The 15,072-nt window shown below is 57.8% G+C and carries 14 protein-coding genes; 7 read left to right on the top strand and 7 right to left on the bottom strand.

What is annotated here, in order from left to right; translation table 11 throughout:
* The first annotated feature begins 132 nt into the window (after nt 1–132).
* Entirely contained in the window at nt 133–1,779 is a 1,647-nt protein-coding gene (locus O3649_RS06410; RefSeq protein WP_294632992.1) for a dolichyl-phosphate-mannose--protein mannosyltransferase, read from the top strand.
* A gap of 120 nt (nt 1,780–1,899) precedes the next feature.
* Here O3649_RS06410 and O3649_RS06405 read toward each other — a convergent pair whose 3' ends face one another.
* The 3 genes from O3649_RS06405 to O3649_RS06395 all read right to left on the bottom strand — a co-directional run bounded on the left by O3649_RS06405 (nt 1,900) and on the right by O3649_RS06395 (nt 4,046).
* Nucleotides 1,900–3,234 (bottom strand): TIGR01906 family membrane protein, encoded by a 1,335-nt coding sequence (locus tag O3649_RS06405; protein ID WP_070819031.1) that lies wholly within the window; start codon nt 3,232–3,234, stop codon nt 1,900–1,902.
* A 147-nt stretch (nt 3,235–3,381) separates the two neighbouring features.
* A complete protein-coding gene (locus O3649_RS06400; RefSeq protein WP_070614652.1) occupies nt 3,382–3,609 on the bottom strand; it encodes a DUF3499 family protein in 228 nt (75 codons plus the stop codon).
* A gap of 20 nt (nt 3,610–3,629) precedes the next feature.
* Nucleotides 3,630–4,046: a WhiB family transcriptional regulator gene (locus tag O3649_RS06395; RefSeq protein ID WP_070819030.1), complete on the bottom strand. Its 417-nt coding sequence runs from the start codon at nt 4,044–4,046 to the stop codon at nt 3,630–3,632.
* Nucleotides 4,047–4,698: 652 nt separating this feature from the next.
* On the opposite strand from O3649_RS06395, the gene O3649_RS06390 reads away from it, so the two are divergent.
* Nucleotides 4,699–5,502 carry a TIGR03089 family protein gene (locus tag O3649_RS06390; RefSeq protein WP_294625598.1) on the top strand — a complete coding sequence of 268 codons (804 nt, stop codon included), beginning with the start codon at nt 4,699–4,701 and terminating at the stop codon, nt 5,500–5,502.
* A 107-nt stretch (nt 5,503–5,609) separates the two neighbouring features.
* Here O3649_RS06390 and O3649_RS06385 read toward each other — a convergent pair whose 3' ends face one another.
* Nucleotides 5,610–6,227, bottom strand: coding sequence for a GtrA family protein (locus O3649_RS06385; protein WP_371573356.1), 618 nt, complete (start codon nt 6,225–6,227; stop codon nt 5,610–5,612).
* A 402-nt stretch (nt 6,228–6,629) separates the two neighbouring features.
* On the opposite strand from O3649_RS06385, the gene O3649_RS06380 reads away from it, so the two are divergent.
* The 3 genes from O3649_RS06380 to O3649_RS06370 all read left to right on the top strand — a co-directional run bounded on the left by O3649_RS06380 (nt 6,630) and on the right by O3649_RS06370 (nt 9,519).
* Nucleotides 6,630–7,760 (top strand): 5-(carboxyamino)imidazole ribonucleotide synthase, encoded by a 1,131-nt coding sequence (locus O3649_RS06380; RefSeq protein WP_246823560.1) that lies wholly within the window; start codon nt 6,630–6,632, stop codon nt 7,758–7,760.
* Between the two features lie 99 nt (nt 7,761–7,859).
* The gene (purE, locus tag O3649_RS06375; RefSeq protein WP_200963298.1) at nt 7,860–8,498 is read left to right on the top strand and encodes a 5-(carboxyamino)imidazole ribonucleotide mutase; all 639 of its coding nucleotides are present in this window, start codon (nt 7,860–7,862) and stop codon (nt 8,496–8,498) included.
* A 19-nt stretch (nt 8,499–8,517) separates the two neighbouring features.
* On the top strand, nt 8,518–9,519 hold the full coding sequence (locus tag O3649_RS06370) for a lipid II:glycine glycyltransferase FemX (RefSeq protein ID WP_371573354.1): 1,002 nt from the start codon (nt 8,518–8,520) through the stop codon (nt 9,517–9,519).
* A 95-nt stretch (nt 9,520–9,614) separates the two neighbouring features.
* On the opposite strand, the gene glpX is transcribed toward O3649_RS06370, so the two are convergent.
* On the bottom strand, nt 9,615–10,622 hold the full coding sequence (gene glpX, locus O3649_RS06365) for a class II fructose-bisphosphatase (RefSeq protein ID WP_049342937.1): 1,008 nt from the start codon (nt 10,620–10,622) through the stop codon (nt 9,615–9,617).
* A 417-nt stretch (nt 10,623–11,039) separates the two neighbouring features.
* Between glpX and O3649_RS06360 the strand changes: the two genes are divergently transcribed.
* Together O3649_RS06360 and O3649_RS06355 are read left to right on the top strand one after the other, a co-directional pair.
* Entirely contained in the window at nt 11,040–11,759 is a 720-nt protein-coding gene (locus O3649_RS06360) for a carbonic anhydrase (RefSeq protein WP_005506870.1), read from the top strand.
* 224 nt (nt 11,760–11,983) lie between these two features.
* Nucleotides 11,984–13,390, top strand: coding sequence for a class II fumarate hydratase (locus O3649_RS06355; RefSeq protein ID WP_044146069.1), 1,407 nt, complete (start codon nt 11,984–11,986; stop codon nt 13,388–13,390).
* Nucleotides 13,391–13,523: 133 nt separating this feature from the next.
* Here O3649_RS06355 and O3649_RS06350 read toward each other — a convergent pair whose 3' ends face one another.
* Entirely contained in the window at nt 13,524–14,009 is a 486-nt protein-coding gene (locus tag O3649_RS06350; protein ID WP_371573420.1) for an MFS transporter, read from the bottom strand.
* A gap of 41 nt (nt 14,010–14,050) precedes the next feature.
* Entirely contained in the window at nt 14,051–14,794 is a 744-nt protein-coding gene (locus tag O3649_RS06345; RefSeq protein WP_371573351.1) for an MFS transporter, read from the bottom strand.
* Nucleotides 14,795–15,072 lie beyond the last annotated feature (278 nt).

Genomic DNA, 15,072 nt, shown 5'->3' with positions numbered 1-15,072 from the left:
CGCGCTCTGTCCGGCGCCGGGTGATCTTGCCGGGCGGGGCGCTGCGTCAGGCGCAGGTTCAGGGTGCTTCATATAAGCCGTTCACGGGCTGAAATGGTGCATCGTGCGTTCTGACCCTTTAGGATTGATGGGGTGAAGATACCTAAGCTACTTTCTCCCGCATCTGCTGCTCCGGTTGGTCCGGCCGATTTGACCCGTTCTTCGTCTGAACGTGGCCGTTACGGCCTCGATTCTCTGCTGGATGCGCTCGCTGTTGCCTATATTCGTGCCCCGCGTTGGGGTTGGTTGGCGCCTGCATTGATTGTGCTGGTTGCCGGTATTCTGCGTTTTTATAATTTGGCGCATCCGAATGCCATTGTTTTTGATGAGACGTACTACGCCAAGGACGCCTACTCGTATGTGCATTATGGCTATGAGTTGAGCTGGTCGAAGGACGCTAATGCTTCCTTTGCGGCGGGTCACCCGTCGGGTCTGTTGACGGATTCGCCGGAGTATGTGGTGCATCCGCCGTTGGGTAAGTGGATGATTGCCGCGGGCATGGCAATTTTTGGTGATAATAATCCCTTTGGTTGGCGTGTTTCTGCTGCGGTGATTGGCACCCTGTCGGTGGCGTTGATTGCATATGTTGGCTGGTTGCTGTTCCGTTCGATGACGGTGGCGACTATTGCGGCGCTGCTGGCTGCTGTGGATGGTCTGATGCTGGTGGAGTCTCGTTTGGCTCTGCTGGATATTTTCCAGATGTTCTGGATTTTGGCGACTTTTGTGTGTCTGGTGCTTGACCGTATTCAGGCGCGGCGCGTGTTGGCGCGCAATATTGCGGAGGCGGCACGCCAGAATAGCGGTGTGCTTCCGCCGATGCCGTGGGGCCCGAGCATGGGTCTGCGCCTGTGGCGTTTCGCTGCCGGTGTGTGTGCCGGTGCCGCGGTGGGTGTGAAGTGGAATTCGCTGTTCTTCGTTGCGGCGATGGGTCTGCTGACGGTGTTCTGGGATATTAATGCTCGCCGTATTGTGGGCCTGGACAAGTGGGGTTTGACGGCGCTGGTGCGTGACGGCATCCCCGCGTTCTTCCAGATGATTGGTGTGGGTCTGCTGGTGTATTTGAGCACCTGGGCAGGCTGGTTCCAGTCGTCGAATGCGTATTTCCGCCGTTGGGCTGTTGAGAACCCGGGCAAGGGTGTCATGTGGCTTCCTGAGGATCTGCGTTCCCTGTGGGAGTACCATGTGTCGGCGTTTAAGTTCCATTCTGGTTTGAGTAGCCCGCATACGTATGCTTCGCAGGCGTGGCAGTGGCTGGTTTTGGGTCGCCCGACCTCGTACTACTATGAGTCGCCGAAGCTGGGTTCTTCGGGTTGTACCGTGAAGTCCTGTTCCGAGGCTATTTTGAATATCGGTAACCCGGCGATTTGGTGGGCGTTTATTCCGGCGATTATTGTGGCGCTTCTGGTCCTGCTGTTGAAGCGTGATTGGCGTTTTGGTGCGCTGCTGGTTGTGTTCGGTGCGGGCTATTTCCCGTGGTTTATGTACCCGACCCGCACGATGTTCTACTTCTACGCGCTGTCCTTTGAGCCGTTCCTGATCCTGCTGTTGGCGGGTGTTTTGGGTCTGGCGCTGTCGGGTGCTCGCGGTTCGGTGTTGCGTGCCCGTTTGGGCGTGACGCTGGTGGCGATTTACCTGGTGGGTGTGCTCATGTTGAGTGCGTACTTTATGCCGCTGTGGACTGCTCAGGTGATTCCGTATGAGCAGTGGTATTCGCACATGTGGTTTAAGTCCTGGATTTAGGGCTCGAGCGATACGAGCTTGGGTATAGCGAAGGGGGCTGGGTTCTACCGTGTGGTAGAGCCCAGCCCCCTTTGTTGCACCCTTTCCGCGCTGGTTTGCACGGTGAAGTGGCTGATGATTTTAATTGTCGCCGACTCGTGCGGAGGCGAGCTTGACGCGCAGTTCCTGGCGTTCCTGGCGGCGGCGTTCTGCCTTGAGCTTGCGGTATTTGGTGGGCCAGGTGGTCACGAGCAGGAGCGTAATCTGCGCTGCTACGAGGACCGCTACGGCGATTGCCGCGTCAATCCAGAATTGCGGCGGGTAGAGGCGAATCAGGGAGCTTCGTACGGAGAATTCCCAGTTGCCCTGCGGGAAGAACACCTGGTGGAAGGTAGTGAACAGCCATTCCCAACCGAAGACGCCCACGACACCGAGCACCGCAATGAGTCCCAGGGTAATCCATGCGCCGGCAAAGAGGCTACGGCGGATGGTGCCGGGGGCGCGCTCGCGCAGGGAGATGCTGCTAAAGAGCGTCAGCAGGAAGAGTGCGGCAACGGCTACGGTGGCGATGAGCAGTACCCATTTCACGTCGTGCATGTGGTTCACTTCTGCTTCTGTGAAGGCGAGGGTGTTGTCGGCACCGGTGGTGACTCGGGCGAGGTATTCGCGCGGCGCGAAGTTGTTGATGTAGTCCACGCCGTAGGAGCCCAGGCGCATCCTCTCGACGAGGTAGTAGCCGTAGCTGTCTTCGGGGAATCCGGGGCGGTGGTATTCGAGCCAGAGGAAGGGCGCGGAGGCTACAGCGCGGATTGCGATCATGAGTACGGTCAGCGGTACGGTGAGCGCGATGAGGGTTGCGCGGAGCTTGAGGAAGCGCGGGGTGTCTTCCACGGCGTCTTCGCGGGCTGCGGCGCGTTCTGCAGCTTCGGGCGAGGCAGCCAGGGAAGATAGCGGTGCGTTGGGGTCCGCGACCGCGTGGGTGTGACCGGTGCGGGTGGTTTCGGTGCGGTACTTGCGTCCGGCGGTGGAGGCGCTTGCCGCCTCCGCGGTAGCGACGGTTTCTGCTTCAGCCGCATTTTCGGCTTCTGCTGCTGCAGCTGCTTCTGCTTCGGCTGCCCTCTGCATGGTTTCGCGGTTGAGGTCGCTGAGCGTCGGGTTTTTGGGGGTGCTCTGCGAATCGCGCACGAGGGGCACGAAGCCGGTGGAGACGTTGGTGCGGGTGCGTACGCGGGTGCCGACGCCCTGTTCGCGGAGTTTGCTACGTGCGGGGACAACGGGTACGGAACCGGTAGGCAGGTCGGGTTCTTCGGCGACGGTGGGTACGTCTGCTACGATGCGTCCGAAGGCTCCGGTGTGCGGTGCCGGTTCGCTGGTCACGGTCTCTGCTCGGCGAGCTTTGAGGAGTTCTTCGGCGCTATTTCGACGGATGGCCGGGCGCAGTGCGCCCCACATTCCTCGGTGTGTTTCTTTGCTCATGGATCTCGCGTTCTTTTCGAGTGAATGGTGTTTGAGTGAGTTGCGGGTGTCTGTACTATCTGCCAGTTTCTCATACGCAAAGAACCTTCCGCATGAATTCACGGAAGGTTCTTTGCATTCGGGTGTTTAAATTCTTGGGTTCGAATTCTAGGATTCGGTGGTGTCCGAACCCTGGACGGGTACCTTGTAGACCACTCGCCAACCCTGCGGTGCCGTCAGCCGTGCAGCGTGATCATCGCAGAGGTCGTAGGCGTGGGGCTCACGAAATTCAGAGAGAGCGCCAATGATGGCCGTGGAGTCTGCGTAGGAGTACTGGAGAGTAACAGTCGCCTCTCGCTGGCAGGTCTGGCGGGAGCACAGTCGTGCGGTCTGCATGTGGGTGGTACCTTCCTGGCTTAGTTCGCCTGCTTACGCAGTCGGCGGCGTTCACGTTCTGACAGGCCGCCCCAGATTCCGAAGCGCTCGTCATTGTCCATTGCATATTGTAGACATTCTTCGCGCACGGGGCATACACCGCATACCCTTTTGGCGTCCCGGGTGGAGCCACCCTTCTCGGGGAAGAAGGCTTCGGGATCGGTCTGGGCGCAGAGTGCTTCAGCTTGCCAGGCGAGTTCTCCGTCTTCGCCTTCGGTTCCGTAGAGTCCTGCCGCTGCGGTCCATACGTCGGTGCAGGCAGGCATGTTTCGTTCAGCGTCTGAGAGAAAGGCGTCGGCGGCTTTTTCGAGAGATTGAGTGGGATTCATGCTACGGTGCTGAGCGCCTGATGCGCGCGCGGCCGCGATGGAGCGGTCCGATGCAATGTAGGAGCCCATGGGTTTTCCTTCCGTGTTCTCATTGTGAGTTTAATGAGTCTGCGGATCCGTCGTGGACGGAATCTTAGTGTGTATGGTGTGGCATGGTTTGCTTTGGCCTCTACGGTCCCTTCCAGAGCAAACACGCTTATATATCTATTAGACGTGCGACACGCCGTTTCGTCAAACTAGACTTAAACAATATTTAGATGTATGTGTTAGGGGCGTCATATTTAATGTAAATTTGACCTTTATATATTTTCGCACGCACCACTTGCCCTCACTCACACCTAAGGAGCACCTTAAGTTTCCCCTTCTCCAGGGCTATTTTCCACCGCCTGCAAAATTCGCATCCTGACTGCAAATATAAGGGCTTACGGCAACCATCCCACCCATCCCATCTCGAGCTCAGGGAAAGAATCTAATAATTAGATAAGAAAAACTTATCTTTTCACTATGCAGTTTCTGAATATTTTTCCGAGGCATTGCGAAGCATTTACATTTCCAACTTATTTTTATGCCACATTACCAAAATGAGGCTTTAGGACTGTCAAATATTTTGAACCATTAGGTTTTTAGGGCACCCTAGGCGTTTTTACTTTACCTTTGCATCTTTTAGCACCGCGCACATTCTCCCTGACCGCTCCACCCCCGGTGCGGTAGAGTGAAACACATGGTTACTCTCTCCCCCGCCGGCGCATCCATGCCCACAACTCTGAATCGCTTCTTTGAGAAGCTCAGCAGCCAGCAGACCCCCGCCCTCATCTGGTACTCAGCAAACGGCGAGCGCATCGAGCTCTCCGGCAGGGTCCTCATGAATTGGGTTGATAAGAGCGCAAACCTGCTGGTTGAAGAATGCGAGCTGGAGCCCGGTGAGGGTTTTGATCTGCAGGCACCCCTGCACTGGCGCACTATTGTTCTGGGCTTAGCGGCGTTGCGCGTGGGCGCTCTGCTACAGCGGGATGAGCCGCTGGTTGCTGCGGTCTGCTCTGAGCAGGAGGCGGGCTATACGAATGACCCCGCGTACCTTCTGGCGGTTGACCGTGCACCGCTGGCTCTTTCTTACGCCGGCGATCTGCAGTCGCTGGCTCCGCACGCCGAGGAGGTGCTCGATTACTGCGCTCTGGTGCGTAGCTTTGGCGACCAGTACTCGGGTCTACTTCCCGATGATTCGGTAGAAATCATTGAGGGTTTCAGCTACGCGGAAGCCTACGAGCAGGCTCTCACGCAGGCACAGGCCTATCGTACGGCGGGCTATACGCTACCTTCGGGGCAGCGTGCGCTCGCTTTGGAGTTGAGCCCCGACTACGGTTTTGATGCCTCGGAGGCGACCTTGAGCGCCCTGCTGGAGGTTCTGGCGATTTTGCTCTCCGGTCATGCGGTGTTTGTGGCTGACCCGAGTGTGGACTGGCAAGGTGAGCAGCTTGCATCCCTGATGGCGTCCGAGCGTGCGGCGGAGATTCCCCGCGGCGAGTGATTCTTCCAAGTTTCCTGGATTTTAAAAAACTTATCCCCCGATACGCGCCGTATCGGGGGATAAGTTTTTAGAACACGTCTTAGCTGATAGTCGGTGTTAGGCGGGGTCTAGGATTTCTGCGAACCGGGCTTCGCCTGCGACTCGGGTGCGGCTGCTTCAGAGGTAGCCTTACGTGCTGCAGGCTCTTCGCCGTCGAGAATGGCGGCAGCTTCGTCAAACATTCGGCCGAGCTCCTCGTGGTCGGTGCCTTCACCTTCGTCAACCTTCTGGCGGTGCGAACCGTAGACCCAGAAGCGGTAGAGGAAGTAGCGAAGAATGGTACCCAGGATGGTACCGATAATCGTACCGGAGATGAAGGACGCCTCGGGGGTGCGCAGGTTCAGCACGTAGGTACTGAATGCCACACAGCCTGCCTCAACGAGGATGCCAAGCAGGTTCACCAGGCCAAATTCGATGGCTTCGCGCTTCCAGTTTTCGGAGCGGGAGTCGCGGAAGGTCCACAGACGGTTCATGAGCCAGGAGAAAATAGTTGCGACAACACTCGCTACAACCTTCGCCTTGGTGTGGGATTCCGACATGACGGTCATCATCAGCACCCACACCGTCACAGAGTTCACGATGAAGGCGGCGCCGCCCACGGTACCGAATTTGAGAACCTCAATACCGTAGCTGTCCCAGAGGGATTTCAAGCGTTCGGTGAGGGTCGGTTTCATCTGTGCGCTCATGCGGGACCTATCTAGCAGAGATTTATTGGGAAAAAGGGAAGATTAGCGCCGGTTGGCGTTGGAAACGCAATGTCCGACGGTTGTTTCCCCCTCTTTTACAAGCTCTTATATGTTATTACAGTCCCGGTTGGTTGTTTGTACCTTTGAGAGTTTTTCCACAGACCTCCCAGCTAACGAGACATTCCCTTTCATCTCACGTTGACTGGGCAGAAGGCAGGTTTTTACGATTTCTTCCGGCTTTTACGCCCAAATATTGGGCTCTGCCGCCCAGTTAAACCCATTCTGTGACCTTAATGTGGTCTTGCTCCCACAGGCTCTCCAAACCCGGTACACTTAGGTGCTGTGACTTACCCTGTGACTGGACCCGTAATTGGCGTCATCGGCGGAGGCCAGCTGGCCCGCATGATGGCACCCGCAGCAACTAACCTTGGCCTGAACCTGCAGATTCTCGCGGAGGCGCCCACCGTCGGCGCCGTGGCAGCGGTACGTACCGCCCCCGTCGGGGACTACAAAGATCTGGACACCCTCCGCGAATTTGCTCGCGGCAAGGATGTCATCACTTTCGACCATGAGCATGTGCCCACCGAATTTCTGCGCACCCTCATGGCGGAGGGCGTGAATGTTCAGCCCCGTCCCGAAGCTCTCCAGTACGCTCAGGACAAGCTCCTGATGCGCGCCGCTATTGAGCGTCTGGGCCTGCCGAACCCCCGCTGGGCTAAGGTTTCTACCCTGGACGAGCTGCTCGCCTTCGGCGATGAAATCGGCTGGCCCGTTGTGCTGAAGACCCCGCGCGGCGGCTACGACGGCAAGGGCGTACTCGTTCTGGATTCCCCCGAGGAGGCTCGCGAGCGCAGCGCCGAGTGGTTCGAGCAGCTGCCTTCCCGCACTGATTTCTCCGCTCTACTTGCCGAGGAGAAAGTGCCCTTCACCCGTGAGCTCTCCGCTCTAGTGGCTCGCCGTGAAAGCGGCGAAGTGCGCCCCTGGCCGGTTGTTGAGACCATCCAGGTGAACTCCATCTGTGATGAGGTTATTGCACCCGCGCAGGACCTGGACCCCGAGATTGCTGAGGCTGCCGCAGCCGCTGCGGTGACCATTGCCTCCGAGCTGGGCGTGACCGGTGTAATGGCGGCTGAGCTTTTCGAGGTTCCCGGCTCCCCCGCCGGCTTCTACATCAACGAGCTGGCGATGCGCCCGCACAACACCGGCCACTGGACTCAGGACGGCTCGGTGACCAGCCAGTTTGAGCAGCACCTGCGTGCGGTACTGGATCTGCCGCTGGGTGATACCTCCGTGCTGGAGGGTGTTGCCGTGATGAAGAACTACCTGGGCGGTGAGAACGAAGATATTTTCGGTGTCTACCCGCTGGCGCTTTCGGCTGAGCCGCGCGCAAAGATCCACTTCTACGGCAAGGAAACCCGTCCGGGCCGCAAGATTGGTCACGTGAATATTTCTGGCACGGTGGCTGAGCTTGAGGCGTTGCGTCATAGCGCCGCGAATGCCGCCTCCATTTTGCGTGACGGCCGCCCCCTGTAGCCCTATTTTTAGCCGGTGCGTGGGGTGAGAGCATCCTGCGTATCCGACGCACCCTATTGATGGTGGTTCGCCACCGCATCCTGAAAGGATATGAGGATTATGTCTCAGTCTCCCTATAATTCTTCCCAGCCCATTGTTGGCATTGTGATGGGTTCGGATTCGGATTGGTCGGTCATGGAGGCCGCAGCCGAGGTTCTGGACGAGTTCGGCATCCCTTACGAGGCTGATGTTGTTTCTGCACACCGCATGCCCGAGGACATGATTGAGTATGGCAAGAAGGCTCACAGCCGCGGTATTCGCGTGATTATTGCCGGTGCCGGCGGCGCCGCTCATCTGCCCGGTATGCTCGCTTCCGTCACCGCTCTGCCTGTGATTGGTGTTCCGGTGCGTCTGAAGAACCTCGAGGGCATGGACTCGCTGCTGTCGATTGTTCAGATGCCCGCCGGTGTTCCGGTAGCTACCGTCTCCATTAACGGTGCTCGCAATGCGGGTCTGCTGGCTCTGCGTATTCTGGGTTCGGGCACCGATGCGTTTGCTCAGCAGGTTCACGCTGATTTGCGTCAGTTCTCTCAGAATCTGCGCCAGACCGCAATGGACAAGGGAGCCGCTCTGCGCACCCGAGTTGCCGAGGCGAAGGCAAAGGCAGCGGCCGAGCGCGAGGCGGAGGAAAGTTCCTCCGCACCCCGCCCCATTCCTGCACCCGAAGCTTCGTCGGAGCCCCAGGCTTACGTTCCCTAAGCTCGGATACACTAGAAGGATGAGCAATATTCTTCAGTCCGATATTTGGGCACGTTTTCAGGAATCTAATGGTCACACCGTGATTCGTAAGAGCGGTAACGGCTGGTCGTACCTTGCGACCGTTGAGGGCGGCGCTACTGGCCGCTACCTGTACAGCCCGTACGGACCGGTCGCCTCCAGCGCTGTGGCTTTTGATGAGGCTCTCACGTCGTTGAAGGAAGAGGCCGCGAAGCATCGTTGCCTGTTTGTGCGCATTGAGCCGACTGAATCCGCTATTTGGGGCGATCAGGATGCGGCTGCTTTCTTGGCTCGTCGCGGTGCGGTTCTGGCTCCTCGCCAGGTGCAGCCTTCGCACACTCAGATTATTGATCTTTCGGGCTCTGAGGACGAGATCCTCAAGGGCATGAAGTCCAATAACCGCAACCTGCACCGCAATATCCATAAGAAGGGCGTGACCATTGAGGTGTCGACGAATCCTGAGGATTTGTCAATCCTGTTCGCGTTCTTGGATGAGACTGCGGACCGTAACGGTTTTAACCGTCAGCAGGATGAGTACCTGATGCAGGTGGCTCGCGTGCTGATGCCCGCCGACGCGGCGTCGCTCTACATTGCAAAGCTGACCGACGAGAACGGCGAGAGCACCCCGATTGCGGCGGCGTTCGTGTACGATTCGGACGACACCCGCACCTACGCGCACGCGGCTGCTTCCTTCGAGCATCGCCGCCTGTCCGCGGGCATTCCGGTGGTGACGAACTTTATCCTGGACGCTAAGCGTAAGGGTCTGAAGTACGTTGACCTCTTCGGTATTGCGCCGGAGGATCAGCCGGATCACGAGTGGGCTGGTTTCACGAAGTTCAAGAAGTCCTTCGGTGGCGAGTCTGTGGAGTACCCGGGTACCTGGGATGTTCCGGTGACCTCGCTGGGTTACCGCGCCTACACCCTGGCGTACAAGGCTCGTCCGGCGGTTCGCGATGCAGTGTCGAAGGCGAAGGAGAAGCTGCGTTCCTTGCGTTCGCGCTAACGCCTGCCGGTAACGGCGATAAGCATAAGGAGCCGCCCCCGACCGAGTGATTCGGTCGGGGGCGGCTCCTTATGTTTGGTGGCTACCTCAAAGGCTTAGGCTTCGCCGGGGCTCTTGGTGTGCGAGAGGATCTCGCGCAGGCGGGAGAGGCGGTGCTCTGCCTCAACGGTACGCACGGTGCCCGAGGAGGAACGCATAACCAGCGACTGGGTGGTCACAACGTTCTTGCTGTAACGCACGCCGCGCAGCAGCTTGCCGTCGGTGATACCGGTTGCGGCGAAGAAGCAGTTGTCGCTGGTGACCAGGTCGTTGGTGGTCAGCACGCGGTCGAGATCGTGGCCGGCTTCCAGTGCCTTTTCGCGCTCTGCCTCGTCGGTCGGTGCCAGGCGGCCCTGGATAACGCCACCGGTTGCCTTGATAGCGCATGCTGCGACAACGCCTTCGGGGGTGCCGCCGGTGCCGAGCATGAGGTCCACGCCGGTGTTTTCGCGGCAGGCTGCGATAGCGCCGGCAACGTCACCGTCGAGGATGATGCGGGTACGGGCACCTGCCTCGCGAATCTCCTGGATCAGCTTGGCGTGGCGGGGGCGGTCCAGCACGCATACGGTCAGCTCGCTAACCTTCTTGCCCTTAGCCTTAGCGACCAGGTGCAGGTTCTGCTTGACGGGCAAGCGCAGGTCGACGAACTCTGCGGCGTCGGGGCCGGTGACCAGCTTCTCCATGTAGAACACTGCGGAGGGGTCGAACATGGTGCCACCGTCTGCCACAGCAATCACGGAGAGGGCGTTGTCCATGCCGAGTGCGGTCAGGCGGGTACCGTCGATGGGGTCAACCGCCACGTCGAGGGAGGGACCGGAGCCGTCGCCGACGTTCTCGCCGTTGTACAGCATGGGAGCCTTGTCCTTCTCGCCTTCACCGATGACGACGGTGCCGTTGAAGTTGACGGTGGAGAGGCGGTAACGCATTGCGTCTACGGCTGCACCATCTGCGAGGTTCTTTTCGCCTGCGCCGACCCAGGGGCCTGCAGCAATTGCTGCAGCTTCAGTCGCGCGGACCAGTTCCATTGCGAGGTTGCGATCGCCGTGGTTGTTGTTCGTAGTCATAGACTCACCTTCGAGATTTCTGAATACACCGTCGGCTGGCTGGTTCTTTCCAGCACGAAGTCGCCGACGCAGTAGTGCTCCTTTCAGGATAGCGCGCGCAGGCTTCGTTTTTCTTGTTCTGAACGAGTTTGCGTGCGTGTTGACTTTAAGGTGAGCAGATGCGGCAAATTGGTGAGGGCTGCGTCTCTCTTCGGCACTTCATACGCTCTGAGGCGCTGATTTTGGGTGTTGTGAAGGCGTGCCAAACTAGCTATTTTTCGCATATTTAAGGCATATTTGAGGTAGGTTCTTTCTCCGGGAGGCTCCCGGCAAGGAGCTGAGCTTCAGTGCGAGCGCCTGAAGCCCCACATACCCGTTCGCAGATTCGTTGCCTCCGACGGCACGCGTTATCTGTATTTGTCCGCTAAGGAGCATCACATGGCTGGCATCCAACCGACTCCCGCAGAAGCATGGAAGCGTCTGAAGGACGGTAACCGCCGTTTTGTTGAGGGTAGCAATGAGCACCCCAATCAGGACACGATTCGCCGTACCGACCTGGCATCGGGTCAGTTCCCGTTCGCCTCGATTTTCGGTTGCGGTGACTCTCGCCTCGCGGCAGAGATTATTTTTGATCTGGGCCTGGGCGACGCGTTCGTGGTGCGTACCGCTGGCCACGTCCTGGAGAATGCCGCGCTCGGCTCGCTGGAGTACGCGGTTGAGGAGTTTAAGACCCCTATCGTGATGGTTCTCGGTCACGACTCCTGCGGTGCTGTGACTGCGGCCAGCAAGTCCCTGGAATCCGGTGAGATGCCGCACGGCTTCATCCGTAACCTGGTGCAGCACATCCTGCCTTCGGTGATGTCTCCGAAGCTGCCGGAGAACCCGGTCGTTAACGACATGGTGCGTGAGCACACCCGCCAGACCGCCATCCGCATTATTGAGCAGTCCCACATCATTTCGGATGCGGTGGTTGAGGGTAAGGTCGCCGTGATTGGTGTCTTCTACCATCTGAAGGAAGGTAAGGCGGAGCTGGTGTTCAGCTCGCAGGACCTGACCCTGCCGGAGGAGAAGAACGACTCGCAGAACCCGCCGACTCAGGCGCTTCCGGTGGTCGTGAAGACTCCCCCGCGCGTTGTGGTTGCGGAGAACCTGGACTAGGTTTCCTCTTCTCCGCTCATTACGAGCCTTAGCGCGAGAACCCACATGCTCGCACTTAACAACAGATTTTTCTATGGGATACCCCCGCCACGGTAGCATGTTCGCACATCTACCGGGGCGGGGTTTTTACGCGCCTTCTCACGCCTCAAAATTTATGAGCGTTTTTCCTCTTTTGACACCTTTTCGAGGCGACGTAAGCCACTTTGAACGCCTATCCTAGAGGTATGGCTGAAAACATTGAATACCGCATTGAACATGACACCATGGGCGAAGTTCGCGTTCCGGCTGATGCACTCTACCGTGCACAGACCCAGCGCGCAGTCGAGAACTTCCCGATTTCGGGTCAGACCCTCGAATCCGCCCATATTCGTGCGCTTGCCCTCGTGAAGAAGGCAGCCGCGACCGCCAATGAGGAACTCAAGGTGCTCGACGCTGAGCGCGCCCAGGCTATCCGCGACGCAGCGGATCTGGTAGCAACCGGTAAGTACGACGCCCACTTCCCCATTGACGTCTTCCAGACCGGTTCCGGTACCTCCTCGAACATGAACGCGAACGAGGTTCTGGCAACCCTGGCATCCCGTTCCCTGGAGTCCAAGGGCATTGAGGTTCACCCCAATGACCACGTGAACGCTTCCCAGTCCTCCAACGACGTCTTCCCCACCTCCGTGCACGTTGCTGTGACCGAGGCTCTGGTGAAGGACCTGATTCCCGCTCTCGAGGTGCTCGCTGAGTCCCTGGAGCGCAAGTCTGCAGAGTTCAAGGACGTTGTGAAGTCCGGTCGTACCCACCTGATGGACGCAACCCCCATCACCCTGGGCCAGGAGTTCTCCGGCTACGCCGCAACTGTGCGTTACGGCATTGAGCGTGTGAACGCTTCCCTGCCCCGCGTGGCTGAGGTTCCCCTGGGCGGTACCGCTGTGGGTACCGGCATTAACACCCCGGACGGCTTCTCCGCTCGCGTGATTGAGCTGCTCGCTGAGGAGACCGGCCTGCCCCTGACCGAGGCTCGTAACCACTTCGAGGCTCAGGCTAACCGTGACGGCCTGATTGAGGTTTCCGGTCAGCTGCGCACCCTGGCGTACGGTCTGATGAAGATCAGCAACGACATCCGCTGGATGGGTTCGGGTCCGAACACCGGCCTGGGCGAGCTACACATCCCCGATCTGCAGCCCGGCTCCTCGATTATGCCCGGTAAGGTCAACCCCGTGATTTGTGAGGCTACCATCATGGTTGCCGCTCAGGTTATCGGTAACGACGCAACCATTGCTCTGTCTTCCACTAACGGCGCGTTTGAGCTGAACGTGGGTATCCCGGTGATGGCTGCTAACCTGCTGCAGTCGATCCGCCTGCTCGCTAACGTTTCCCGTGTTTCGGCGGAGAAGATGATTGACGGTCTGACCGCTAACGTTGACCGTTGCCGCTTCCTGGCTGAGGCTTCGCCGTCGACCGTGACCCCGCTGAACAAGCTGATTGGTTACGAGGCTGCTGCGAAGATCGCTAAGTACTCGGTGGCTCACAAGGTGACTGTCCGTGAGGCAGTTGTGGCTCTGGGCTATGTGGAGCGCGGCGAAGTGACTGAGGAGCAGCTGGATGCGGCTCTGGACGTCACCAAGATGCTGGGCAACTTCTAATCTCACCCCGCCTGAACCTCCTCTGAGGTTCGCGGCTTAACCATAGAGGGAGGGGCGACTCGCCATGACGGCGGGTCGCCCCTCCCTCTGTATGTGTTCTCTGCTCCGTCAATGAGTTGGTAGCGGGTTCTCGCTATTGTTCAACGATATTAAACACTTTGAACTGTTTATAGTGGACCAGCGTGTAGATGAGGCAGAGTACAGCCGGGATACTAACGACAAGCGCAGCGTTGAAGGAGCCGAGATGGTCAAGCATCAGTGCTACCGCGCCCATGGAGTACAGCGTTCCTAATCCAAACACGGCACCGTCAAGGGAGCTGGCACGCCCCAGTAGCTCATTCGGTGTAATGCAGTCACGCAGATTGTTGGAGAAGATGAAAGCTGATGCCCATCCTACGTCCAGGATGAAGAGCAGGGCGCCGAGCACTACGGGGTTATTGCTGACGGTGACGAGCGGTATTCCAAGCAGGGATACGACGTTGGCAACCAGTAGCATTCCTCGTGTGTTCTCGAAAGAGAGGAAACGATCGATGATGAGCGCCGCGACGATACCACCGATACCGCTGCAGGCCATAATCATGCCTACCACTGAGGCTTCAAAAGTGAGTTCCTCATACAGACGGTAAATAATGATAAGTGAATACGATGCCGTAGCTGCCGCTAAGAAGAACGTGTAGACAAGATAAGTCTCTGTGGGGCGCCGGAGAACATGTATTGGATACCGTCAAACATGCGGTGAATAAACCCATGTTGTGCGGTTTCGCGTTGCTCAGTTTTAGTTTCCATCTCTACGGATGGCAACGTTGCGTATGAAATAGTTGCCGCTCCGAAAAGGAGCACCGGGACGATAAGACCGACCGTTGCACCCGCGACAAGAACAATAAATCCTGCTGTAGGGGGTGCAATGATTGCGGATATTCCCTCGCAAATTTCACGACGTGCATTGTACGAAAGAAGGTTTTCTCGTCCGAGAAGCTGCGGAATATATCCTGCTTCTGAGGCAGCAGCCAGTTCGGAGAAGACACCGCTCACAAATCCTAGTGCGGCGATGGCGAACCATGACAGCATATGCTGCTCAATCATCAACGCCAAGGTAAGGATGCTGAGGATGTTTACTGCCCCGGCAATCACAATCATAGGTTTTCGAGGCAGACTATCCGATAGGGTTGCTAGTGGATATGCCAAGGCGATATTGGGGATTTGCATGGCTACCGCCATTACGCCAGCCAGCCCAATTTCGCCTGTACTAGCGAGAATCGCAATGGGTAGGGCGAAGGAATATATTCCTGTACCTACCAGAGAGCCAATAAGGGCTACGTAGATTCTCCAGGGTATTTTATGTGTTGTCATGCTTTGCTCCTTCCAGGACGCATCAAAATAGCGCCCAAGAATTGCGATGAACACAATGAGCCTAGTTCACAGAAAAATGGCATGCCTTAAAGATTTATAGGCAGAGTAAAAGGAAAGCGACTACGCTCACCAGAACATCACGTGAACGAATCTTTCTCGGGTTACTGACTAATACGGGGCCGTCACTCCCAATGTAACCCGTGTCATATATAAAGCATCTCATGTACACCACTCATAGCTCGATACGCAGGCACAACTTAAGGTAAAAAAGACAAAAACAAAATAAAACCGCGGCAACCTTTAGGCTTCCAGTCCCCCACTCCCACAGAAAA

The sequence above is a fragment of the Rothia sp. 27098_8_29 genome (assembly GCF_041432785.1).
Lineage (GTDB): Bacteria > Actinomycetota > Actinomycetes > Actinomycetales > Micrococcaceae > Rothia > Rothia mucilaginosa.
The sequence above is the reverse complement of the archived record's forward strand: the minus strand, read 5'-3'. Positions and strand labels throughout refer to the sequence as shown.